Genomic DNA, 22,379 nt, shown 5'->3' on the forward strand with positions numbered 1-22,379 from the left:
CATGTCTCAAGATTTATATAATTTTAAAACATCATTAATAATTGCAGAAGGTGGAATTGTGTACTTTGGTAAATCAAAAAGGTTTAAGATAACTGTTCTTTCGTTATTTTTGCTGTTGATATTAATTATGCCTTTATCCCATGCTATGAAAATAAGCAAATACGAAAGTCAGGAAAGTAATATAACTATGAGTGCAAGAAAAGTAATTGGTTTGCAGTCAGGCTTTAATGAAAGTGTTGGCATAAATGATAATGGATCGGCTTTAATAAATAACAACTTAATAGAATATAGTTATTCAACAAATTCTCTATTAGGTTACTTCGCATTTTATGGAGGTAGCTTTTATTCTGGTACGCCTATTAATAATAGTGCTTTTTCTGTTCAACTGAACTCAAATTTTAACGTTACAAGTAGTATGACATTATGGGCTCAAGATGTATTCGATGTTGAATATCAAAACGGCGTTTATTATATCAACATAATAGATAATCTATGGAACAGCACTACTTCCGATGCTAATATTAGTCAAGGTTTAGTTTCTGGAAAAGGAACTGTAAGTATAAGCGGTTCACAAACATATTATTACAGTTGGGCATTAAACAATAACAATATTATTACCACCTATGCAACAAATATCCCATTTTATTTATATGCATATATGACTATAAACCAGAGCAGCAATGGCTATCCACAAATATATATGTATTATGAATTTCGGAACTCTACTTTTAACTCTGGATGGATTTTATATGATAAAATAACTGTTTATGTAAAGTCTAGCAATCCACAATTCTTAACTGGAATACAAAGTTCAATAAACTCATATTTTCCTTATTATCCATTCGTAACACAATGGGTTGTAGGAGGAGCAGGTGGCGGGTCTCAATTAACTGTATATAATTGGAACGCTTCAATGGGCCTTTATTACGAATATAATGGTAATTTCTATAGTGTACCTGACGCAATAAGTTTACAGCCCTCTATATTTACCGCTGGCGCAACCGCTGAAAATGTAAATCAATATTATGGAATACAAGAGTATTATAAAAATGGTATAGTACATCAGATTGAAGGGCAAAATCAACAAGAATTCTTATGGCAGCCTAAATCATATTATCAATTAAATGGAAATAACCTGACCTTATATTTAACTCCTCCAAACGGGGAATGGTTAATAACAATATCAGGTAATAACTATTATAATCAAACATTCGGTCAATATTCTCCAATATCGTATATATTGCAACCCGGTAATTACAACTTATCAGTAACTTTATATGCAGGTTCTATGCCAATAGAAACGTTTACTTCATCATTGACGGTAGGAGGAGGTATAGTTAATGTTACTTCTCCAGTTAACTTTTATGTTGACGGATTTTCTCATTTAAGTGGAAATTATTTATTTAATACTCCTGTCAATTTAACGTTTCCAAGTATTTATTATATAAATAATAACAGCAGGATGCTGTTTAAATATTTAATAGTAAATGGTCAAATAGTTAAAAGCAATACAATAATTTTATATGTTAATGCAAATGTGACTGCAGTATATCAACTGCAATTCTATGTGACTTTTCCATTCGAATTAAATGGTTATATTAACAATTTATATCAAAAAATAAGTAATGGTTGGTACAATGAAGGGACGATAATAGATATACCAGCGCAAACAGTTTATAATGGTAGCTACACAAGGTTTGTTATATATAAAGAAACCTATTATAAAATAAACTCCTCTATGATTATTACCCCACCATTCTATACTCAATATTATTTAAAGATAAATTATGCCATACCTGCTGAAATAAATGGAGTTAATTCAACATTAGTAAGCGATTGGTATAACAAATCTACAGAAATTTTTATATACAGCATTTATTACATTAATAGTACTGCTAGAGAATCAATTAACTCAAATATAAGTAAGATTATTTTACGAAACCCAGTAATCATATCTGTTTCAGTCACTTACCAGTATTTTATTAATATTAGGTTACCTAACGGAACGATAAGTAATTGGTTTAACAAAGGAATGCTCATTAAACTACCCTCCATAATATATAACGGTAGTCTAGAAAGATACGTATTAAATCAAAGCAACACTATAATAATTAATAGCACATTTAACCTAACTATAAATTATATCAAGCAATATTACGTAACCATTAAATTGCCTAATCAAACGATAAGTAATTGGCACAATGTAAATTCTGTAATTACATTACCCTCCATAATATATAACGGTAGTCTAGAAAGATACGTATTAAATCAAAGCGGAATAATTAATGTAAATTCACCATTTAACCTAACTCCATCATATATTAAACAATTCTACATCAATGTATTATTGCCAAACGGAACAATAAGTGGTTGGTACAACTCAGGTTATAAGTTAGTGTTACCTTCCATAATATATAATGGTACCCGAGAAAGATACGTATTAAATCAAAGCAATGAGATTTTAATTGAAAAATCATTTAACCTAACTCCATTATATATTAAACAATATTACGTCTTTATCAAGCTACCTAACGGAACGATAAGTAATTGGTTTAACTATAAAACAGTAATTGCTTTACCTGAGATAATTTATATTACCAATCAAGAAAGATACGTATTGAACCAAAGCAGTTCAATAACCGTGCTATATCCTATAATTAATGAAACGGCAGATTATTATAAGCAATATTTGGTAACAATAAATGGTATAGATAATTGGTACAATTTTGGTTCTACTATTAAGCTATACGAATCAGTGCCTATATATGAGACTCTAACCTGGGTTGGCAATTATACATTACCAAATAATTCTAATGTAACTGTAAATGGACCTTTGATTGAAAATGCAAAAATATCAACTAATATAACTTTTGTTGGAAGTATAGCTGCGATAATAATTGTTGCAGCTATAGCTGGAATATTTCTAAGGAAACATTAAGAGGCATTTAATTTATTTTTTATATAAAAATTTATATGAAATTATTTTAAGATCTATTTAAAATAATTTATTTTTTTATTATATTATTGATAAACATTTTTATTTTAATGGATATTTTGCCATTTTCGTGGCTAGTTCTGGTAAATTTGTTACCATCTCTCCAGGAGGTTTACCTTGGAAATCCAATATTGCTCTAGCGACGTTGAAAACTATTCTTTCTTCAAGGCTCCATCCTTTAAGAGGTCCAGGGCCTATACTTTTTGCTATAATTAAAGGATCTGAAATTCCATTTGATAAACTCTCTTTAGTGCCATTTGCTATGTGTATAAGGTAATCTTTCATAAGTTTGATTACTTTTTCATCAGTAACTTCTCCATGCCCTCCTACAATCTTTTTACCTTTTGAAATGCCTTCCAACTTATCTAGCACTTTAATCCAATTTAATACCGTACCATCAAGGGCTAAGGGGGTTACTTGATTAAATATTATATCTCCAGCAAATATCGTATTCGCATGATCTACTATAGCTATTAGATCTCCTACAGTGTGCGCTGGTCCTAAATATTTTACATTAATTGGACCATATTTTGATTCTATAACTATTCCATCATCACCTATTACTATATCAGGTAATGTGTATTTTGAACCCTTAAAGTCTAATTGTGGAAAGAACGCTTCATAAATGCTAGATCCAATTTCTTTAAGTGTTTTTATCATGTTATTTGCCTCTTTATGGATAATAGCAGGTGCTCCTATGACATGGTTACCCCATACATGGTCTCCATGATGATGTGTATTTAATATTAAACCGGGTTTCGGCAGCCCTAAATTTTTGATAACGTTTATAATATCATTAGCTCTTTTTTCATTATATTGTGTATCGATGATTAATGTATAGGAACCCATGTCAATAAGGCCAGAATTACTTAAAAACCATCCACCATTTTTATCAATAATTGCATAAACATTTTCGCTTAACTTTTCTATATTACACCAATTGCAATCGGACATGCTCATAACCTCTCTAACAGCCATGCTGATTCATAAATTGCGATTTCATTTAATAAAGGTTGTTTATAGATTTCAAAATGGCCTACATTATATTCCTTTATTGTTACTTCGCTTTTAATTCTATCAGCTACTTCTTTAGCTATTTTTGGAGGTGTTGTTTGATCTTTAGATGCAATTATCATTAATAAAGGTTTCTTTATTAAGTGAGAGTAATCTCCTGGATTGTAAGCTAAAATATGAGTTAGGCTATCTAAAGTGATTTTGTTTTCAAAAGTTTCATATTTTGATGCAATGCTTGTATAATATTCATAAGCCTCCTTGGTCATTAAAGCTGCTATACCATCTTTAGATACTATAGGAATATAAGAAGGTCTTCCTTCGCAACAATCCTTTGAGTTCTGTGAGTATAGCATTAAAACTGGTTCAAGGCTACCAAAATATTCCAAGGCTGTTCTATACGAATAAACATTTGGAACTTGGGATATTCCGCATTTTAGGCCAGGTTCCGGAAATGCTAATAGGGTTAATACATGGCCTCCTGAAAAGCTTGTCCCCCAAACACATATCCTATTTGGATCGACTTTCTCAATAGTTTTCATAAAAGAAATGGCGCATCTATAATCAGATACTTGATCCATTGGATATAGAGCTTGTCGTGGCATCCCTTCGCTTCTTCCAAATCTTCTGTAATCGAAAACGAAAACAGCTATTCCTTTCTGAGCAAAGTATGGGGCATAATCATCGGCATGCACTTCTTTTACCATGCCAAAACCCATGCCCATCACTAAGGCCGGAGCTTTCTTAATACCAGAAGGCAAATATAAAATACCATGACACTTTTCCCCATTACAAGGGAAAAAAGTTTCTTTCTTTTCATAAGGCAAATTGCTAGTCATGTTTATCACCTATAGCGTTTAATAACTTTATGTTATTAAACACCATATACATATTTAATTACGTTTTTTAGATTAATAAATTTAAACGTGTATATATTTTAATCAATAACTTAATAAATAGTTTAAAAATTTTTTATATGATAAAAATTGAAGCTAAATAAGTCCTGAATATAAATCAGTTTTTCTTTGGGTGAGCAAGGGCAATATTTTTCTAGCTTCATTGATTCTTTCTTTGTCTACTTCGCCAAAAATAATTCCTTCCTCTTCATTCATTCTATGCATTATAATTCCGAGGGGGTCTACGAAACTTGTTATGCCAGTAAATACGTTTCCTATTTGATTTGATGTAGCTATATAAACAGTATTTTCTAATGCTCTTGCTTTGATCATAGTTAACCAATGCTCTTCCTTATTGTAACCCTTAAACCATGCACTTGGGACTAATATTACATCCGCTCCATTTAAAGCTAAAATTCTCGCAATTTCAGGAAACCTTATCTCATAGCATACCATAACTCCTATTTTAAATCCATTAAAGTCAAAGACTCTATAAGGATTTTTAGATTCTTTAAAGAAATCAGATTCTTTAAAGTTAAATGCATCATAAAGGTGTGTTTTTCTATAGATATTTATTATATTGCCATTATCATCAGTTGTTATTATAGTATTGTATGTTTTTAGGCTGTTTTCTATAGATTCATACATGCCTACTGTTATGGATAAATTATATTGCTTCGATATTTTTAATATACTTTTTACAAAATTACCATTTAGGCTTTCAGCCTCCTTAGATCTTTTCTCTAAGCTATCTTCAGAAGAGAAATATATCATAAAAACTTCGGGGAAAACTACCATATCTGCACCTTTATTTTTGGCTTTTTTTGAAAATTTTTCAATTTTTAATATATTTTCTTCCTTGTTTTTACTTGATACAAGTTGTGTTAGACCTATTTTTAATGCTTTTTCTTGCAATTCTCTCACCTTATTTTATTATGTTTTAAGTTTTTATAATTCTTATTTTTATTTATATACAAGAAGAAAAGAATTAAAATATATTAATAAAATATAGTATTTAATGTAGGCATTCGATCTTAAGACAAGGCTTTGAGGTTTAGAAGATGGGATTTAAAAAGATCGTATGGATCTTAACTACAATTTACCCAATAACACTAGTTTTATCAATTCTTCATATTAACGGATTAATTGAATATTTTTCAAGTATTTATTCGATACCATTAGTTTTTATTATTCTCTATTTTTTGAACTCATTATTAGAAATGGGGACTAATACGACAGTTAAATTCTTAATTGTATCTATAACAATATCATATATTTTTGAGTTTATTGGGGTGCATTATGGCATACCGTTTGGAAAATATTACTATACAGAAGGTTTGGGACCAAAAATTTTAGGAGTCCCTATTTTTATACCTTTGCTTTGGTCGTCATTAGGTTTTTATTCGTTGGCTGCTACCAATAGCTATTTGCTAGCATCGCTTGCTATGGTTATAATTGATTTGACTTTTGATCCTCTTCTTTCTCAAAAAGTTAAGCTATGGATTTGGCAATCTCCTGGACAATATTTTGGAGTTCCTATAACAAATTTTATTGGCTGGTTCATAGTTTCAGCTGTTTTCTTTTATTCTTTCTACATTTTAAGTAAGTATAAGGCTTCACAACTTAAAAAAACAAAACCCTTCTCTTCAATTTTTTATTTAGAATATAACGTATCATGGGGGATAATAGATATTATAAAAGGACTTTTTGTAGTAGGAATTGTTGGCATAGTTTTGTCTATATTATTAATAATTATAATAGCTAGCCTAAACTAAATCGATAAAGCTCTATATTATTATATAGATAATTTATATAATATAAAAAAGTTTATAGATAAGTTGTTCTCGCTTGTTCTCTCAAAAACGAAATTAAATAATAAGGTCCTCCTGCATTTCTTCCAGTAAATCCAGAAGACTTCCATCCTCCAAATGGTTGTACTCCAGGCATTGCTCCTGTTGTTGACCCGATTTCTCTGTTAGCATAAGTTACACCTGCTTCTATGTTGTTGAAAAAATATTCTACCTCTTTTTCGTCATTTGAAAAAATTCCTGCAGTAAGTCCATAATCGACATCATTTGATAGTTTTATTGCTTCTTCTAAATTTTTAACTTCTTTTATTAAAAGTATTGGAACAAAAAATTCTATTTTCCAAAGCTCGCTTTCATATGGAAGATCTACAATAATTGTTGGCTCTACTAAATAGCTTTCTTTCTCTTCTATCACTTTACCTCCGATTAATATTTTTCCACCATCATTAATAGCCCTATTAATGAAGTTTTTGTACTTTTCGACAGCTCCTTTATTTATAATGGGACCAAGAAATGTTTCCTTCTTTCTTGGATCGCCTATAACAATTTTTTCTACTTTTTCTTTTAATAAATTAATAAATTCATTATAGACTTTTGACTCGACAAAAACCCTAGAAGTTGCGCTGCATTTCTGTGCCCCAAAACCAAAGGCTCCACGATATATGCCTTCAACAGCTTTCTTTAAGTCTGCTTTTGAGGTAACTATGGTTGCATTTTTTCCTCCTAATTCTAAAACAATTGGTCTAGGCCTAATACTAATAGCTTGTTTTAATATTTTTTGACCAACTTCCTTAGATCCAGTAAATGCTATACCATCAAATCCAGAATCTTTTTCTAAGAATTTTGCTATGGTTTCATTAGAAACAGTAACATAATTTACAGCCTCATTAGGGAAGCCAACGCTTCTTAAAATCTCAACTAGCTTATATGCTGATAATGGAGTATGCGGAGACGGCTTTATAACAATAGTATTGCCAGTAATTAAAGCACCTAAAGACATTGTTGTAGTTATAGCTAAAGGAAAATTAAAAGGAGATAAAATTAACCAAGCTCCATATGGTCTTAAAACAGAATTTGCTCTTTCATTTTTAAGAATTCTACTTTCCATTTCCTTAATAAATCCTCTATTTTCTTCTAAAACATGGGCATAATAATTAAAATAATCTATTGTTTCATCAACTTCTGCCACACTTTCATACCTATTTTTACCGTTTTCATACGTTATCATTCCCGCTAATTCAAATTTATTTCTTCTAATTTCATCTGCCGCCTTTATTGAAAGCTCAACTCTTTCATGCCAATCAACTGTTTGCCAAAATTTAAAATATTCCTTAGCTGTTTTCAATGCTTTATTTAATATACCCTCATCACCGTTTTGGAAAATCCCTATAATAATTGATGTATCTATTGGGGATTTGACTTCAAACTTCGATTGAGTCTTTATATATTCATTTCCAATTAATATTGGATATTCTTTTCCGAGTTCCTCCTTAGCTTTTTCTAAACCAATCTCAAACAGTTTGTGAAATTCTTCCTCTTTTCCTTCTTCCAAAAATCTATAATATGTTTTCTCATTAACGAAAGGCATTTCCATCACAATTAGTTTTATTCAAAAAACAAATAATATAGACCTTTTTATATATGTTTGAATTATATTTAATGATAGCACAAAAATTTTTAAAACTATTTTTAATCTCTATAAGAAATATAAAATGATAAGTCATAAGGTATAATAAAGTTTAAAAGCTAATTTTAAAATAAAAATGCATTATATTGACAAAAAGAATGATAAGCCTCGCCTTTACAAGGCGGGGTAAAAGCTTTTGAGCTTTGCTTAAGATAAATCAAATAAAGCTAGCCATCAAATGGAGTACGCTTCACCGATTTAAGATGTGAGGTAAGCCTCTACTCCGATACTCAAGAAACATAGGTATGGGGAAGCCCATATGGGCATCATGTATGTAATGTGTCCCCATGTCTTTACATATCCCTGAGTCCCTAGGAGACAGGAGCGGAGGGCAACTCCTGTTGAGGGATAGGGGTAATGGGCTGAAGACCTAGCGGTGGTCTACCGTTAAACGAATGGAGCGGGGTGGGTAATTCCCACTAGCAATGAAGTGATGAAAATGAAGGCGGTAAACCACAAACCCATGATCTCCCTGAGGGAACCCTCGCCCTTCAGGGCAGGGAGGAGGTCAGTATAACTGAAAAGATAAAATTATCCTTACAACTATATAATATATCTACAACTATGAAAAGATTAGAGAAAAGTATAAACGCTCCCCATATATCCAATATATAGGGTGAGTATATGATTAGAAGATATCTATTAACTATAGCAATTATAGCAATTATAGCAATTGGTATTGCGTTGCCATTAACTACAAAAGCCGATTATATTGATGATTCACAAAACATGAATAACAATTATATATTAGTATATCCCAATTCAATATCATTTTTGTTCAACGGATCAAAATATATAAATTACGAGGGTAATGGAAACCTAAGTTTGAGTCTGTCATTTTTAAATGGATACAAGATACTAAAATTAAATGCTACAAAATCTGTTGAAAATAATAAATATAGGTTAAGTGAGCTTGTATATTATCACAATTCTAATGGAGGGAAGGGAATATCTAATTATTCCGCTTTATATGAAACTCAGTATTTTAACATAACATCAAATGGTTATCTAATGATAACTGCTAACCCATCAAACAAAATTTATTATATTAACCTATCAATAGCCGCAAATTGGCAAGGCTCATTTAATGATTCAAATGAAGAAATTAGTGATCAGCTATATAGTAATTTCAATAATCTATTTAACTATAATGAAAATGACGAAAATTCTTTTAATCCTTCTACGAATCCTAATGATTTTACAAAATATTTCCAAGATATCAATTTAAATGATTTATCTCAACTTTCAAGTATTTCTTTATTAAAAGACTTAAACATAACTGGATTAAACATAACATATTATAATGTTAATTTTAATTTAAACTCAGTAAGTATAATGATTAATGCAACTTTCAATTCGACAGAAGCAACAACAAGTAATGCAAGTATGTTAATTAATAATCTAATTAATAACTTCCTTAAACCTAAATTTGTAAAGATAAACTCATATTCAATAACCAAAAACGGTATATTTAATTTAAACGTATTTATGAATACAACTGCTGATTTAACATCAATATCTATGCCATATAACTTTAATTTATCATCATTACTCTCATCATTAAACATACAATCAATAAGTCAATATAACCTATCTTTAATCAAAAATGCATTAAATGCTTCGGCAGAAATAATAAAATATATAAACGATAATTATGAAATAATTATTCCAAGTTCCTTAGAGCTAAACGTATCACTTAACGGGAACGAAAGTCATTATAGTGTAGAGACTCCAAAAATAGCGTATAAAGGTTCAACAACGCCAAAAGAAAACTTAGTTAGTGTTGATTACCTAATAGGAAATGTATCGGAAATATTACAACAAAATGGTTTCAGTGAAGCAGCAAATAAAGTTTTATCAATAAATAATGTTAAAGTAACACTAATCGGCATAGGAGTAAAGGTTAAACCAAATCAAACAATAATAGGCAATTTAAGCCAGGTCAGCGTTACTATTAACAATAATTCCAGCATAACAACTCAAGAAGCTATAGGTGGGACAATAGCTGTAGTTGTACTGGCAGCAGTATTAGCTATATTTATTAAGAAACACTTCTAACTTTTGGTGTAGTTAATGCTATATAGCAAAGCATTAGCGTTAATAGTTATTTTTTCCTTTTTAATTTTAGGATCTCTCATGTTTTCTTTGTATGGAATATACAATAAATTAGATCAAGGTATAATAATAAAAACAACCTTGAATCTGATATATTACACGCCAAAAAACAATAAACAAATTAGCATATTAAGCAATAATAGTCAGACATATATAATAATTAATAATAAAGAATATATGATAAATCATTTAGATACAAATGAAGCATGTAGTTACGAAAACTATTACATTGCTCTTTCAGGCTATTATAATGAGAATCCTTCGTTAACTATTTTTTATAATAATGGTAGTTATGTTATCTATCAATTAGATGAATCGCCTACAGCTCTTTACTGTACAAAAAATGAAATTGCATTTTCAGGGATTAGCCAGATAAATCCATATATAGGTTTCTTAAATGTAAGCAATGGCATATTAAAAAGTTATAAAGCAAATATATACATAGGAACGCCAAGCTACATAGAGTTTTATAATAACACTTATTTTATAACATTTAACAATAATAATGTCTTACTTTTTAACATTAATAAAAGTTATGTTATATCTTATCCTACATTCATTAGTTTATACGGCATATTTCATTACAACAAAAACATATATTTAGTAGGCTCTATAAACAATAATTCTGTATATGGATTTTTAAGCAACCCTATAAACAATAATTCTTTTATTGTCGGTTTAAATGATTATCAGGGCTATATAAACATTGGTATAGGTAAACTAAATGGTTTTTCATTGCTATATAGGCCTTATACCACATGGGCATATTTAATAACTGTAACTCAAAACAAATTTGTCCATACGACCATGATAGGATTATCATATCCTTTTTCTTTATATAATTTAGGTACTTATGATAAAGGTATATGGTTAACTGGATCAATTACAATAAACAATCAAAGTTATCAACTGGGATTATATGTTAATGGATCTATCAATGGATATATAGGATATAAACTTCCTGTAGCATATACTTTAACATCTTCTCCCATAGTATCTAGTGGATTCTTAAAAAAGGTTAACGTTAATTTAGAATTAAATAGGATAAATGTAACTCAAAATGAAATCGAATACAATAAAATATATGGTATATCTAATATAACAAACAGTATTGAATTTCAATATCTTGAATTTTATGTTAATAAATACATAATATTTGGAGAATACACATTTATTTCTGTAATAATTGGAATAATAATATATTGCATATTAGCAAAAAGCTATAAGTGGAAATGTTTTTAGTAAAAAGGATTTTTATATGATAATATTACATCAATAACTTCGGGTCTCATTATATATTCTGGAGGTCTTTCACCTTTAATAATTGAGTTTCTTATTTGTGTTCCGCTAATTCTGACTCTGTCGTTTTCTGTATGGGGGCATATTTTTTCATTTGCCATTGCATTACATTTCTTGCAATAAAAAGCCTCTCTAATAAACAACGGCATTATACCTAGATCAGGGAATTCTTCAAATATCTTCCATGAATCGTATGGACCATAATAATTACCAACACCCGCATGGTCTCTTCCTACAATTATATGAGTAGCACCAAAATTTTTTCTAACAATTGCATGATGAATCGCCTCCTTAGGGCCTGCATATTTCATCTCCATCCTCAATATACTAAAAACATAACTATCTTTTGGGAAATAATTCGTTAATAATGCTTTATAAGAGTTTACTATAACATCATCTATAAAATCCCCTTTCTTTTTCCAACCCAATAATGGATTAATAAATAATCCATCAACAAAAGTTAACGCGGCTTTCATAACATACTCGTGACCTAAATGAGGTGCATTCCTTGTTTGAAAAGCTGCAACGCTTTTTATATTTAAATGATCAAATAGTACCCTAGTATCTTTTGGAAAAAGTCTTACTGTTTCATAGGGTTCCTTTATATTTTTTAATAAGGTTATAGGGCCAGCTAATAACTTATTTTTCATATCATAAACTTTGTTAACTCCTGGATGTTCTCGCGAAGTTGTTTTATAAATATAATAAGCATACTCTTTTTTATCCCACGAATAGACCTCTTCTACTCTTATAACAGCCAAAACTTCGTTGTTATATACTAATGAAACCTCGTCTCCCTCTTTTATGTCTTTTAAATCGTTTTCATCAACATCTAATATAATAGGTATTGTCCACGGTAAATCATTTTCTAATCTCATATTTTTAATAACAGATTCATAGTCATTATAACTCAGAAAACCTTCAAGAGGTGAATAAACACCATATGCAATATTTAATATGTCATATGCTCTGCCATCATTAATATTAATTTTAGGCATGCTTTTTGATTCTTCTATTAGCCTTTCTAATGACTTTCCTACTCTTGTTCTATCTATAAGTCTACCTCCATGAGGTTTAGAAACCATATAACCACCTATATATATCCAAGTTTCTTCAGTCTTTCAATTATTTCCTTTTTTTCTTCTTCTGATATCGTCGATGACATTTTTTCCTGCTCCATGCTAGCAACTACATCTCTTAACACATAAATAACAAATTGAGAAACACTAGTAAATCCCGTACCTTGAATTAAATTCTTGATCCTATCATAAAGAGTTATGGGAATTGAAACGGTCGTGTATCTTGTATTAGGTTCCCCTACTCTTTGCTTCACATTCTCACCTCTTAATTAAATTTAATTAAGAGTTTAATAATATTTAATTAAGAAAATATATACTTCACTACCTTTGTTAAGCTTATATACCTTAAAGAAAAAATTATTAAAAAGCTATCAAAAGTGAAATTGCTCTTCGAGAAAAGGGTCATAAATATGAGGTGCTTGCAAAAAGGATTAGTGATTTGGTTAACAGGCCTTTCAGGTAGCGGTAAGACTACAATAAGCAATATTGTAAAAGACTTGATTAAGAAAGATGGAATCAGGGTTGAAATTTTAGATGGAGATTGGTTTAGGCAAAACATAGATCCAGAAGCTGGTTTTACTAAAGAAGAAAGGAGAAAACATTTAATAAGAGTTGCAAACGTAGCAAAACTTTTAGCTAGAAACGGCATAGTTACTATTTGCAGTTTTGTATCCCCATATGAAGATGTTAGAAATGAAATAAAAAACATAATAAGAGAAGAAGCTAAATTTTTTCTAATATACACTAAATGCGAAATCGAAGAATGTATAAAAAGAGATCCCAAAGGATTATATAAAAAAGCGCTAAAAGGAGAAATAAAAAATTTTACTGGTATAAATGATCCTTACGATGAACCCAAAGAATATGACCTATTATTAGATACGGTTAGAAACTCCATTGAATATAATGTTGAAAAACTTTACAGCTTCATAAAAGAAAAAATAAATGAAATTGAGAAAGCGTAGAAATCCAATTAAATTAAGTTTAAAATAGTTATATACTTTTTTTAAAAATCCTCAAACATAAGCTTATTGAAAAGGGAAGTTTAAGAGAATTAGAGGGTAAATTAATGGAAAACGTGTCAGAAATAATCAAAAACAAAAGGGATTTAGATGAAATAGAACAGTATTTATTGCATAAACCTTTTCATTACCATATCTTAATAAGAAAATCAAATACGCAGCTACCAAAAACCAAAGGTTACAAAAGATCTCTAGGAGAGTACAATGGAGAAAAATTAGATTGGAGAAAGACTTTAATAGATGGAAGTTGCATTCATATTAGAGAATATAATGATTATTACATAATTCACAGAGACAGAGTTAACCCAGATGATAATTTGCTAAAGCATATTGCTCTGGATTCTTTGAAAAGCCTTCCACTAATTTTACCATTTGTAATACCAATCATTCTTTTAAGGTACAATCAAAAACTTATTATAAAGAAAAAGTTAAGGAAGTCTCTTAAAATAGCTTAAATACAATCCTTTCTTACATAGTAATCATTAATCTTCACAAACTCCTCTGGATTTGATGGAGGAACTAAATATTTTGTACAATCCTTTAGGCCAGCCTCTATAAAAGCGTTGTTCCTGTTTCTACATGATTCGCATTTTCCACAATGATATTTTTCACTTAAATAACAACTCCATGTATCGTAAATGGAATTGCCAATAATTTCAAAGCATGATTTCAAAACATCACTCTTTTTCAGACCTTCTTTACTTGGTGACCAAATTTCTATATTTCTTTCCCCTCTAAAATGGCATATCCTAAATGAAGATTGTAGAGATTCAATACACTCAGGGCTACAATCGGGATATAAAGGTTCATAAGTGTCCTGCCTAGGTACTATATCATTATAGTGCGATCCATAAATTACGTAAACGTTTTGATTATATGTTTCTGATATTGTATAAGCATATGCGGTAGCAATTGATAACATAACAACATTTCTTATAGGAACAACAACATTTGGTTTATATATTCCTTCCACATTCACATTACTATCAGTTAATTGAGTATTTTTCCAAATTTCTGCCATAAAAGACATGTCAACAACTTTATGTTCTACTATTTTTCCAAATTTATTAAAAGACAATGAATTTAATTTTTCTACCATTTTCTTAGCTATTTCGGTTTCTTTAGCTCCTTTTTGCCCATAAAGAAAGCTTAAAGCGTGCACATCACATCCTCTAGAAAGCCATAGAGCTGTATAGCATGTAGAATCAGGACCACCGCTCATAATTGATACAGCCCTGCAGGGTCTATTTATATTTGGTTTTACTCCTAAACGATACATTTTTTGCACCTTAATTTACTTAAAACTTTAGTTATTTTATATTTATAAGCTATATTTTAAATTTTATATAAGAGGCTGATTATAATAATTAAAACTTAATTTGCTTAACATAAATTATCTTACTTATTTAAATTTGAAATAGACTATAGTTTTAAAAGATAGATTATTGGAAAAAGTTTTAATATCTTTAAGAATAAATTTAAATTAGGTGTTTAAGATGAGCCAAGATAAACAAACTGTTTATATATCAAAGGAATTATATGATAAAGTAAAAAAATACCTAGAAGATCAAGGAACTTTCAATACAGTTGAAGAATTAATAGAATTTATGTTAAATGAGCTTCTCCAACAGTCTTCTGGAGAAATTATGTCAAAGGAAGATGAAGAAAAAGTTAAAGATAGATTAAAAAGACTAGGTTATATGTAACTTAATAAAACAATAATGTGCTTAATTTACTTTGTAATTTTGCTGTACAATATTAAAACAATTTTTATTTCAATTAAATTCAAACCTTATAATATTTTAATGTTAATTCATATATTTTAATTGATAGCTATGAGTGAAAATAATTGCGATAATAAAATAATAATAATCATTAAAAACTTAATTAAAAAAGGGCTTGGCAAAAGCTGTATTGAGTCAACTCTATATTTTTATTATAATTATTCATTGGGCCACGAAGAATTTCTCAACTACTATGAAACAGCTTTTAATTGCCTATACAAAATAGATGAAAAAGAAAACAATGAACCAAACGATTTATTTTTATTATGTGAAAATGAAGTGGTAAAGGATATAATTATGATGATTTTAAAAAATTTTGACAAAAATGATATAAAGACAAAAATATACAAGAAATATTTATTGCACAAAGATAAAAATGGAGAATATAATAAAATAACATTGAGAGATATAGATAATTTTTATGAAATTTCTAAAAAATGTATTAATTATAAAAAATATAAAAATGCTAATACATAAATTTTTAATCTATAAAACATATTATAGAATAGGTGATATTCATGTCTTTAGATGTTAAAGGTTTATTGTCCTCTCCTGATGATAAAAAAGAAGAAGTCTTAAAAAATGTATTTTCTTCATTATTGGGATTAAAACAAGAAGAAGTAGTTAACGCTTTAACTGATTTTTTAAAAGAATTGCAGAAAAATGCAAACGATATTCAATATAAAAACGTTTGTAAAATAAACTTAAAAATCATCTCATCTCTACCAGATAATGTGGCAAAACAAGTTATAGCAATGAGATTACAGGCTCAAAATAGTTTGCCAAAAGATATGAAGGCCAGAGATCAAAAAGTTTTAAATGATGCCATAAATGAATCGCCTTATAGGGAAAAAATATTAAAGCTATTAAGCTAATCCATAAAATTTTTCCCATTAACTACAACTTATATTTATTTCAAAATATAAACGCATTTTTATCCAAATTAGAATTAACAAATATTATTTTTACTAATTAGGTTCTATAGAATTTAAGCTCATTTTATTATAAGTAGTGTTTGAACCTTACATAATTAAGTTATTTTAAATACTAGATAAAATTTTCATAAACAATTGGATTCATATATATCCAAGACTGCCCTTAGATCTCTTAAAGCTATTTCTGGAGGCATTGGAACATTTTTTTCTTCTATTATAGAATCAATAAAACCTTTAAGCTCATCTTTTATTGAATCGCTGTCAGGTAATTCTATTCTGTTATTATTATATATCAGATCTCCATATCTTCTAACATATCTCGTTTTACCTGAAATTTCAACTTTTCTAGTATAGGGGTCTTCATAAATAGTTCCTTTTTCTCCATATATTTCAAAAGCAGGAACCATTGGGGAATTATTCATACCCCAACTAAACATCAGCAAACCATTAGCCCCATTTTTAAATTTGATTAATGAGAAGCTAGTATCTTCTCCTTCCATATCGACAATCGATTTGTAATTTGATGAACATATTTTTTCATAGCTTCCTCCTAAATTAAGTAAAGTATCAACCAAATGTATCCCACCATCTATTAGTGATCCTCCCCCCATAGAAGTCTTAATTTTTCTCCAAGTCCTAGGTTGATTAAAAGTAGTATACCTTACAATAATCGTATATATTTTGCCTAATTCTTTAATCATTTCGACTGCTTTTCTTATAGAGGTATCAAAATAATAGTTCTCAGCCACCATAAACTTAACTCTACTTGATTTAGCTTTTTCTATTATTTTATTAGCCTCTTCAACTGTCCTTGCTATAGGTTTCTCAAGCAGGACATGCTTCTTCTTCTCCATTGCCTTTATACTCATGTCTAAATGAGCATCATGGCTGACTATTAAATCAACGATATCAACATCAGAGTTTAATACTTCATCATAAGAAGTAAAAATACCAGATGCCTTAAATTCCTTTGCTAAATTATCAGCATCGTTTTTATCAGAACTAAATACATATATTTTTAAATCGTAACCTTCATCTTTTAATTTATTTAGAGCATATAAATGAACTCTTCCAAATCCTCTACTGCCAACTACCGCTATTTTCAAAATAGTCCCCCATTCTATTTGCCAATAAGAAATTAAAATATTTTTCTTAAGCCCTAAAATCATTTAAACACTTTAGATAAAAAATGTAATAATCCTCTTATTCCAATCATAGCTCCAGCTAAGCTCATGGATAAGGCTATTACTAATATCCATAAATTACTAAAAATCATCCCAATATATGTTAACATGAAAGAAAAAAACAAAAGCAAAACGCCAATAATTATTTCTATAAAATAGCTTTTCATTTGAAATCACCTAATATAACCAACAAGCTACCTCATGATCAGAACTCATTGATTTAATATCAGGCATCTTTTCTAAACACTTTTGAGTCGCAAAAGGACACCTATCATAAAATGGGCATCCTTGAATTTTAGAAGTATCTATCTTACTTTCTTTTACATTAATTGTTTTTATAGTATCTTTACTCTCTGGATTAATCTTTGGATATGCCTCTAATAAGACCTTAGTATACGGATGTAAAGGGTCTTTTAGAACAGTTTGAGCCCTACCACTTTCAACGATCTTTCCTTTATACATAACAGAAATCCTGTTTGCTACTATCTTTGCTATTGGCAATTCATGTGTTATAAACAAAATGGTTATACCGGTTTGCTTATTTATCTTTTTCAATAGATCCACAATTTCCCCTTTTAGTGAGGCATCTAGCATAGTAACTGGTTCATCGGCTACTAAAAATTTAGGGTCTAAAGATAAAGCTCTAGCAATACTAAGCCTTTGTCTTTGACCTCCAGATAGTTGAAAGACATAGTTATTTATCAAATCAAGTGGAAGGCCTACCATGTTTAGCACTTCTTCAATCTTTTTATTAATATATTCTTTATCTTTAATTTTAGAATATTTTAATGGCATGCTTAAAGCATCATATACTTTCATATAAGGATCTATAGATGAATATGGATCTTGATAAACCATTTGCAGTTCTCTTCTTATATGTTTTATAATCTTAGTTTTAGGAGTAATTACAACAGGACTACTGTCCCTATTATATATAATTTTACCCTCCGTTGGCTTTTGTAATCCTATCATAGCTCTACCTAGAGTTGTTTTACCTGATCCGCTTTCTCCAACCAACGCCATTACTTCTCCTTTATTAATTTTTATGCTAACTCCATCAACTGCTTTGGTTATTTGTTTTTCAGCCAGAAATCCACCCCTTACAAAGTATACCTTCAATCCTTCTGTTTGTATCAATACATTGGGATCAATATAGCCAGCATGAGACATATCTATCACCTTCTATTCTTTTCAATTCGGGTTCTTTCTGTTTACATATTTCCATTGCGTATGGACACCTATCACTAAACCTACATCCCTTAGGTAAGTTTGCCAAATCAGGCATAAATCCTGGAATTCCTTTTATATAGTCCTTATTAATATCTGCTATAGAATCCATTAATAACTGAGTATATGGATGCTTTGGATTTTTATATAAGTCTAATGAATAACCACTTTCCATTATGCTTCCTGCATACATAATATATAGCCTATCAGATATTTCTGAAAGAAGCGCCAAATCATGAGTTATAAAAATTATAGATAAGCCAAGTTCTTTCTTTAATGTTTTTAATAAATTGATTATTTTTGCTTGTGTTATTACATCTAAGGCTGTTGTAGGTTCATCACAAATGAGTATCTCAGGATTTAAAGCCAATGCCATAGCAATGAAAGCTCTTTGCCTCATCCCGCCAGATAGTTCATGAGGATATTTATCTGATACTGAAGGATCTAACTCTACCATTTTTAAAAGCTCATTAACTCTTTCTTTAAAATTCCCTTTATATTCATGAACTTCTAATACTTCTTCAATTTGTTGACCTATTTTAAAAACTGGAGTAAAACCGTTCATAGACCCTTGAAATATCATAGATATTTTTTTCCATCTAATTTCCTTGTTAAACTTATCCTCATCGTATGATAATATATCCTCATTATTAAACAATACCTTGCCTCCAACAATTTTTCCAGGAGGCGTTATTAAACGCATAATACCCATTGCTAATGTGCTTTTTCCTGAACCGCTTTCTCCTGCAATTCCTATGACTTCTTTTTTATTTAAATCTAAATTAACCTTATCAACAGCTTTCCTGACACCTTTAGGCGTATAAAAGTGTATAGAAAAATCTTTAACAGACAATATAGGCATTTTACTTACCTCCGAAAACAGCCTTTTCTATAGAGAAGCCTATCATCACAAATGGAATAGAAACCAAAATTATCATAACGCCTGGGAAGAGAATCCACCACCACCATCCATTTACAGCTGCCAAATTTGATTCTGCACTGTTTAAAATCGAACCCCATGTTACTAAACCCGTTGGGGTTAGACCTAAGAAAGCAAGGGTCTCAACCAATATTATAGCAGCAGGCACACCTAGTGCTGTATATGCTATTGCAAATGGTGTTAACCTTGGAAGAAAATGAGTGAAAAATATCCTATATGAAGGTATGCCTAATACTTTATCAGCCTCTACAAACGTCTCGTTTTTTATTGATTGTGCAGAACTCCTTGCTATTATGGCATAAAAAGGCCAAGACAAAAATGCTATTAATAATGCTTCTAGAAATAAGTTAGGCCTCATAATGTAAGATAAGACAACTAAAAACGGTAAAGCGGGCAAAACTAATATCACCAAAGTTATCCAGTTCATAGCAGAATCTGTTTTACCTCCAAGAAAGCCTGATATACCCCCTACAATAACTCCACCTATAACTGATATTATTGATGTGAGCAATCCTATTTCCAAAGCGTTTGGGAATCCTAATAGAATACCTAAATCTATTGGCCTTCCGTATATATCTGTACCAAATAATCCATATGCGTTGCCTTCTAAGTAAATTTTATTTGATAATATTTTAGTATTTGGGGAAGTAACGATAGTTATTGAAACCTTATATAAACCCTTTTCAACAGTACCGTTTAATAAATTTTTTCCTTCATATCCAAATAAGGCTTGAGAATAGGTTTGTGACGTTGAAGAAGAAGGTACATAACCTATTTGCTGGCTTATATAATTGCCAATAGAGCTGGAATAACTTATTAGATCTGTAATGCTAGTAGGAGAATTTGAGCTTAAAGTAATATTAGTCCCATCTGGTTTTATCCATAATATCTGCATTGCTTGAATAGGGCTAGATGTTTCTATATAAAAAACTACGTCTGTTGGGGGTTTATCTTTAGTCCAAGTAAAATTATAATTTAACTGATATATATCATAACTGCTTGATGAATAAATAGATAAAGGACTTGTAGATATAGTTTTTGTTCCAAATATTTTTGAAGGATTAAAATATGACATCCAATAAGGCATTGCGTTTTTTGGGTATGTTTCCCAATAGACAGAGTTTTCCCACTGTGGAGACACTTTTCCAAAACTGGTTACTGCATAAATAGATAAGGCTACAAAAAAGATAATCATTATTAAGCCTATCAAGCCTGACTTATTTTTTATTATTGTATTTACATATAGCTTTATCCCAGTTTCTGTCGCCATATCACCCACCTGCCTTAATTCTTGGATCTAAATAACCTTTTACTAATTCATTTATAAATAAAGCCAGCAAAAGAATAACAGTCAAAACAAAGTTAATCCCAAGTATTACAGGCAAATCATTTAGCAATATCGCTACGTATGTCAACCATCCAACACCATGCCAGTTAAACACAATTTCTGTTGTTAATCCTCCGGCAAAAGAACCAGCTATAGCTAATGCCACTTGAGTAGATATAGATGGTGACGCAGTTCTTAGTATATGCCTATATAATATCCTTGAATCGCTTAATCCTCTGGCCTTTGCAGTCATAACAAAGTCTTCCTTTGTTGTACTGATGACTAAGCTTCTTACAACATACGCAAATCCTCCTACATTGACTATAAAAAATGCCAATAAAGGAAGCGCCATATGATAAAGCATATTTATAGAATACATAAGTGGACTTTTAGGAGGAGGAATTGACGTTATTCCTCCTGGAGGGAAAACTTTTACACCATATGCTAATGCGGCTATCAAAAGAAAACCCAACCACCATGTAGGTAAGCTTGAGTGTATAACGGCAATAGTTGGAACTATTTTATCCCATACTGTACCTGCATACCTTGCTGATAACAATCCAATTAAAGTACCTGCAAATATTACTATTAATGTACCTGTAGTAAATAATATTATCGTGTAAGGTAAATAACTTGCAATAATAACATATACCTTATGGCTACCGTTAGGTGCCTCTAAAAAATATGCATTTCCGAAATTGAATGTTAATAGATTTTTCATCTGGATGAAATATCTTAAATAAAGAGGTTGGTTTAGGCCATAGGCTGTCATCAAAGAATCCTTATATTTATTTACTAAAATGTTAATATTTGTTAGGTTTATACTACCGTGACCTGCAGAGTGCTTTAATATTGCTTGCTTAAATCCTTCAGCTTCTGTTTGCACTGTTGCTTTAAGAACTTCCTGTATTACGGGATATGTTAATAGATATAGCAAACTCATAGCAGCTATCAATACTGTTATATAAATTATAATTTCTTTAGCTAAGTATGACTTATATCCCATAACTTTTAACACCAGGTTTGTATCCAAAAATAAAAAAGAGGTATAAAGTTAAAAAAGTTTTTTA

22 protein-coding genes and 1 pseudogene are annotated in these 22,379 nt (G+C 30.0%); 10 read left to right on the forward strand and 13 right to left on the reverse strand.

From position 1 onward, the window contains the following. Position 1: 1 nt before the first annotated feature. Positions 2 to 2,938, forward strand: coding sequence for a thermopsin family protease (locus Q0C16_RS04550; protein ID WP_292319923.1), 2,937 nt, complete (start codon positions 2 to 4; stop codon positions 2,936 to 2,938). 99 nt (positions 2,939 to 3,037) lie between these two features. On the opposite strand, the gene Q0C16_RS04555 is transcribed toward Q0C16_RS04550, so the two are convergent. From Q0C16_RS04555 to Q0C16_RS04565, 3 genes are all read right to left on the reverse strand, one after another. Beyond that, positions 3,038 to 3,973, reverse strand: a complete 936-nt coding sequence (locus Q0C16_RS04555; RefSeq protein ID WP_292319925.1) for an MBL fold metallo-hydrolase — start codon at positions 3,971 to 3,973, stop codon at positions 3,038 to 3,040. Next, complete coding sequence (locus Q0C16_RS04560) at positions 3,952 to 4,845, reverse strand: CocE/NonD family hydrolase (protein WP_292319926.1); 894 nt, start codon at positions 4,843 to 4,845, stop codon at positions 3,952 to 3,954. The genes Q0C16_RS04555 and Q0C16_RS04560 overlap by 22 nt, the downstream gene beginning before the upstream one ends. Positions 4,846 to 4,998: 153 nt before the next feature. Then, positions 4,999 to 5,817, reverse strand: coding sequence for a carbon-nitrogen hydrolase family protein (locus Q0C16_RS04565; RefSeq protein WP_292319927.1), 819 nt, complete (start codon positions 5,815 to 5,817; stop codon positions 4,999 to 5,001). A gap of 146 nt (positions 5,818 to 5,963) precedes the next feature. Between Q0C16_RS04565 and Q0C16_RS04570 the strand changes: the two genes are divergently transcribed. Then, positions 5,964 to 6,677: a carotenoid biosynthesis protein gene (locus Q0C16_RS04570; RefSeq protein ID WP_292319928.1), complete on the forward strand. Its 714-nt coding sequence runs from the start codon at positions 5,964 to 5,966 to the stop codon at positions 6,675 to 6,677. A gap of 52 nt (positions 6,678 to 6,729) precedes the next feature. Here the strand turns inward: Q0C16_RS04570 and Q0C16_RS04575 are convergent, their stop codons facing one another. Then, positions 6,730 to 8,298 (reverse strand): aldehyde dehydrogenase family protein, encoded by a 1,569-nt coding sequence (locus Q0C16_RS04575; protein ID WP_367117908.1) that lies wholly within the window; start codon positions 8,296 to 8,298, stop codon positions 6,730 to 6,732. 380 nt (positions 8,299 to 8,678) lie between these two features. Here Q0C16_RS04575 and Q0C16_RS07990 point away from each other — a divergent pair. The 3 genes and pseudogenes from Q0C16_RS07990 to Q0C16_RS04585 form a co-directional block, all read left to right on the forward strand. Further along, a pseudogene (locus tag Q0C16_RS07990) lies at positions 8,679 to 8,910 on the forward strand (RNA-guided endonuclease TnpB family protein); the annotation flags it as partial. 111 nt (positions 8,911 to 9,021) lie between these two features. After that, positions 9,022 to 10,455, forward strand: coding sequence for a hypothetical protein (locus Q0C16_RS04580; protein ID WP_292319930.1), 1,434 nt, complete (start codon positions 9,022 to 9,024; stop codon positions 10,453 to 10,455). A gap of 15 nt (positions 10,456 to 10,470) precedes the next feature. Then, positions 10,471 to 11,754, forward strand: a complete 1,284-nt coding sequence (locus Q0C16_RS04585) for a hypothetical protein (RefSeq protein WP_292319932.1) — start codon at positions 10,471 to 10,473, stop codon at positions 11,752 to 11,754. On the opposite strand, the gene sat is transcribed toward Q0C16_RS04585, so the two are convergent. Then, entirely contained in the window at positions 11,751 to 12,896 is a 1,146-nt protein-coding gene (gene sat / locus Q0C16_RS04590; protein ID WP_292319933.1) for a sulfate adenylyltransferase, read from the reverse strand. The genes Q0C16_RS04585 and sat overlap by 4 nt on opposite strands. Before the next feature lie 8 nt (positions 12,897 to 12,904). After that, complete coding sequence (locus Q0C16_RS04595; protein ID WP_292319935.1) at positions 12,905 to 13,144, reverse strand: hypothetical protein; 240 nt, start codon at positions 13,142 to 13,144, stop codon at positions 12,905 to 12,907. Between the two features lie 156 nt (positions 13,145 to 13,300). Between Q0C16_RS04595 and cysC the strand changes: the two genes are divergently transcribed. Further along, positions 13,301 to 13,855: an adenylyl-sulfate kinase gene (gene cysC, locus Q0C16_RS04600; protein WP_292319938.1), complete on the forward strand. Its 555-nt coding sequence runs from the start codon at positions 13,301 to 13,303 to the stop codon at positions 13,853 to 13,855. A 104-nt stretch (positions 13,856 to 13,959) separates the two neighbouring features. Continuing rightward, positions 13,960 to 14,367 carry a hypothetical protein gene (locus Q0C16_RS04605; RefSeq protein ID WP_292319939.1) on the forward strand — a complete coding sequence of 136 codons (408 nt, stop codon included), beginning with the start codon at positions 13,960 to 13,962 and terminating at the stop codon, positions 14,365 to 14,367. Here Q0C16_RS04605 and Q0C16_RS04610 read toward each other — a convergent pair. Further along, positions 14,364 to 15,191, reverse strand: coding sequence for a 7-cyano-7-deazaguanine synthase (locus Q0C16_RS04610; protein WP_292319941.1), 828 nt, complete (start codon positions 15,189 to 15,191; stop codon positions 14,364 to 14,366). The two genes, Q0C16_RS04605 and Q0C16_RS04610, sit on opposite strands and share 4 nt — an antisense overlap. Before the next feature lie 217 nt (positions 15,192 to 15,408). Here Q0C16_RS04610 and Q0C16_RS04615 point away from each other — a divergent pair, with 217 nt between their 5' ends. From Q0C16_RS04615 to Q0C16_RS04625, 3 genes are all read left to right on the forward strand, one after another. Further along, positions 15,409 to 15,618, forward strand: coding sequence for a CopG family transcriptional regulator (locus tag Q0C16_RS04615; RefSeq protein ID WP_292319942.1), 210 nt, complete (start codon positions 15,409 to 15,411; stop codon positions 15,616 to 15,618). A 129-nt stretch (positions 15,619 to 15,747) separates the two neighbouring features. Beyond that, complete coding sequence (locus tag Q0C16_RS04620; protein ID WP_292319943.1) at positions 15,748 to 16,173, forward strand: hypothetical protein; 426 nt, start codon at positions 15,748 to 15,750, stop codon at positions 16,171 to 16,173. Positions 16,174 to 16,214: 41 nt separating this feature from the next. Further along, positions 16,215 to 16,571, forward strand: a complete 357-nt coding sequence (locus Q0C16_RS04625; RefSeq protein WP_292319945.1) for a transcriptional regulator — start codon at positions 16,215 to 16,217, stop codon at positions 16,569 to 16,571. Between the two features lie 185 nt (positions 16,572 to 16,756). Here Q0C16_RS04625 and Q0C16_RS04630 read toward each other — a convergent pair whose 3' ends face one another. Genes Q0C16_RS04630 through Q0C16_RS04655 form a run of 6 tightly spaced genes read right to left on the reverse strand, consistent with a single transcriptional unit; the run spans position 16,757 to position 22,315 of the window. After that, on the reverse strand, positions 16,757 to 17,737 hold the full coding sequence (locus Q0C16_RS04630; protein WP_292319947.1) for a Gfo/Idh/MocA family oxidoreductase: 981 nt from the start codon (positions 17,735 to 17,737) through the stop codon (positions 16,757 to 16,759). Between the two features lie 59 nt (positions 17,738 to 17,796). After that, on the reverse strand, positions 17,797 to 17,982 hold the full coding sequence (locus Q0C16_RS04635; protein ID WP_292319949.1) for a hypothetical protein: 186 nt from the start codon (positions 17,980 to 17,982) through the stop codon (positions 17,797 to 17,799). 10 nt (positions 17,983 to 17,992) lie between these two features. Beyond that, on the reverse strand, positions 17,993 to 18,985 hold the full coding sequence (locus tag Q0C16_RS04640) for an ABC transporter ATP-binding protein (RefSeq protein WP_292319950.1): 993 nt from the start codon (positions 18,983 to 18,985) through the stop codon (positions 17,993 to 17,995). Then, positions 18,963 to 19,904, reverse strand: coding sequence for an ABC transporter ATP-binding protein (locus tag Q0C16_RS04645; protein WP_292319951.1), 942 nt, complete (start codon positions 19,902 to 19,904; stop codon positions 18,963 to 18,965). The genes Q0C16_RS04640 and Q0C16_RS04645 overlap by 23 nt, the downstream gene beginning before the upstream one ends. A 1-nt stretch (position 19,905) precedes the next feature. Next, on the reverse strand, positions 19,906 to 21,252 hold the full coding sequence (locus Q0C16_RS04650; protein ID WP_292319953.1) for an ABC transporter permease: 1,347 nt from the start codon (positions 21,250 to 21,252) through the stop codon (positions 19,906 to 19,908). A gap of 1 nt (position 21,253) precedes the next feature. Beyond that, positions 21,254 to 22,315 (reverse strand): ABC transporter permease, encoded by a 1,062-nt coding sequence (locus tag Q0C16_RS04655; RefSeq protein WP_367117909.1) that lies wholly within the window; start codon positions 22,313 to 22,315, stop codon positions 21,254 to 21,256. Between the last annotated feature and the right edge of the window lie 64 nt (positions 22,316 to 22,379).

Source organism: Caldisphaera sp. (genome assembly GCF_023256325.1).
Taxonomy (GTDB): Archaea; Thermoproteota; Thermoprotei_A; order Sulfolobales; family Acidilobaceae; genus Caldisphaera.

Bases quoted from the DNA above. Each gene is read 5' to 3' on its own strand.
- Q0C16_RS04550 (WP_292319923.1), top strand. From the start codon at position 2: ATGTCTCAAGATTTATATAATTTTAAAACATCATTAATAATTGCAGAA.
- Q0C16_RS04555 (WP_292319925.1), bottom strand. From the start codon at position 3,973: ATGGCTGTTAGAGAGGTTATGAGCATGTCCGATTGCAATTGGTGTAAT.
- Q0C16_RS04560 (WP_292319926.1), bottom strand. From the start codon at position 4,845: ATGACTAGCAATTTGCCTTATGAAAAGAAAGAAACTTTTTTCCCTTGT.
- Q0C16_RS04570 (WP_292319928.1), top strand. From the start codon at position 5,964: ATGGGATTTAAAAAGATCGTATGGATCTTAACTACAATTTACCCAATA.
- Q0C16_RS04575 (WP_367117908.1), bottom strand. From the start codon at position 8,298: ATGCCTTTCGTTAATGAGAAAACATATTATAGATTTTTGGAAGAAGGA.
- Q0C16_RS04580 (WP_292319930.1), top strand. From the start codon at position 9,022: ATGATTAGAAGATATCTATTAACTATAGCAATTATAGCAATTATAGCA.
- Q0C16_RS04585 (WP_292319932.1), top strand. From the start codon at position 10,471: ATGCTATATAGCAAAGCATTAGCGTTAATAGTTATTTTTTCCTTTTTA.
- sat (WP_292319933.1), bottom strand. From the start codon at position 12,896: ATGGTTTCTAAACCTCATGGAGGTAGACTTATAGATAGAACAAGAGTA.
- cysC (WP_292319938.1), top strand. From the start codon at position 13,301: ATGAGGTGCTTGCAAAAAGGATTAGTGATTTGGTTAACAGGCCTTTCA.
- Q0C16_RS04605 (WP_292319939.1), top strand. From the start codon at position 13,960: ATGGAAAACGTGTCAGAAATAATCAAAAACAAAAGGGATTTAGATGAA.
- Q0C16_RS04610 (WP_292319941.1), bottom strand. From the start codon at position 15,191: ATGTATCGTTTAGGAGTAAAACCAAATATAAATAGACCCTGCAGGGCT.
- Q0C16_RS04615 (WP_292319942.1), top strand. From the start codon at position 15,409: ATGAGCCAAGATAAACAAACTGTTTATATATCAAAGGAATTATATGAT.
- Q0C16_RS04620 (WP_292319943.1), top strand. From the start codon at position 15,748: ATGAGTGAAAATAATTGCGATAATAAAATAATAATAATCATTAAAAAC.
- Q0C16_RS04625 (WP_292319945.1), top strand. From the start codon at position 16,215: ATGTCTTTAGATGTTAAAGGTTTATTGTCCTCTCCTGATGATAAAAAA.
- Q0C16_RS04635 (WP_292319949.1), bottom strand. From the start codon at position 17,982: ATGAAAAGCTATTTTATAGAAATAATTATTGGCGTTTTGCTTTTGTTT.
- Q0C16_RS04640 (WP_292319950.1), bottom strand. From the start codon at position 18,985: ATGTCTCATGCTGGCTATATTGATCCCAATGTATTGATACAAACAGAA.
- Q0C16_RS04645 (WP_292319951.1), bottom strand. From the start codon at position 19,904: ATGCCTATATTGTCTGTTAAAGATTTTTCTATACACTTTTATACGCCT.
- Q0C16_RS04650 (WP_292319953.1), bottom strand. From the start codon at position 21,252: ATGGCGACAGAAACTGGGATAAAGCTATATGTAAATACAATAATAAAA.
- Q0C16_RS04655 (WP_367117909.1), bottom strand. From the start codon at position 22,315: ATGGGATATAAGTCATACTTAGCTAAAGAAATTATAATTTATATAACA.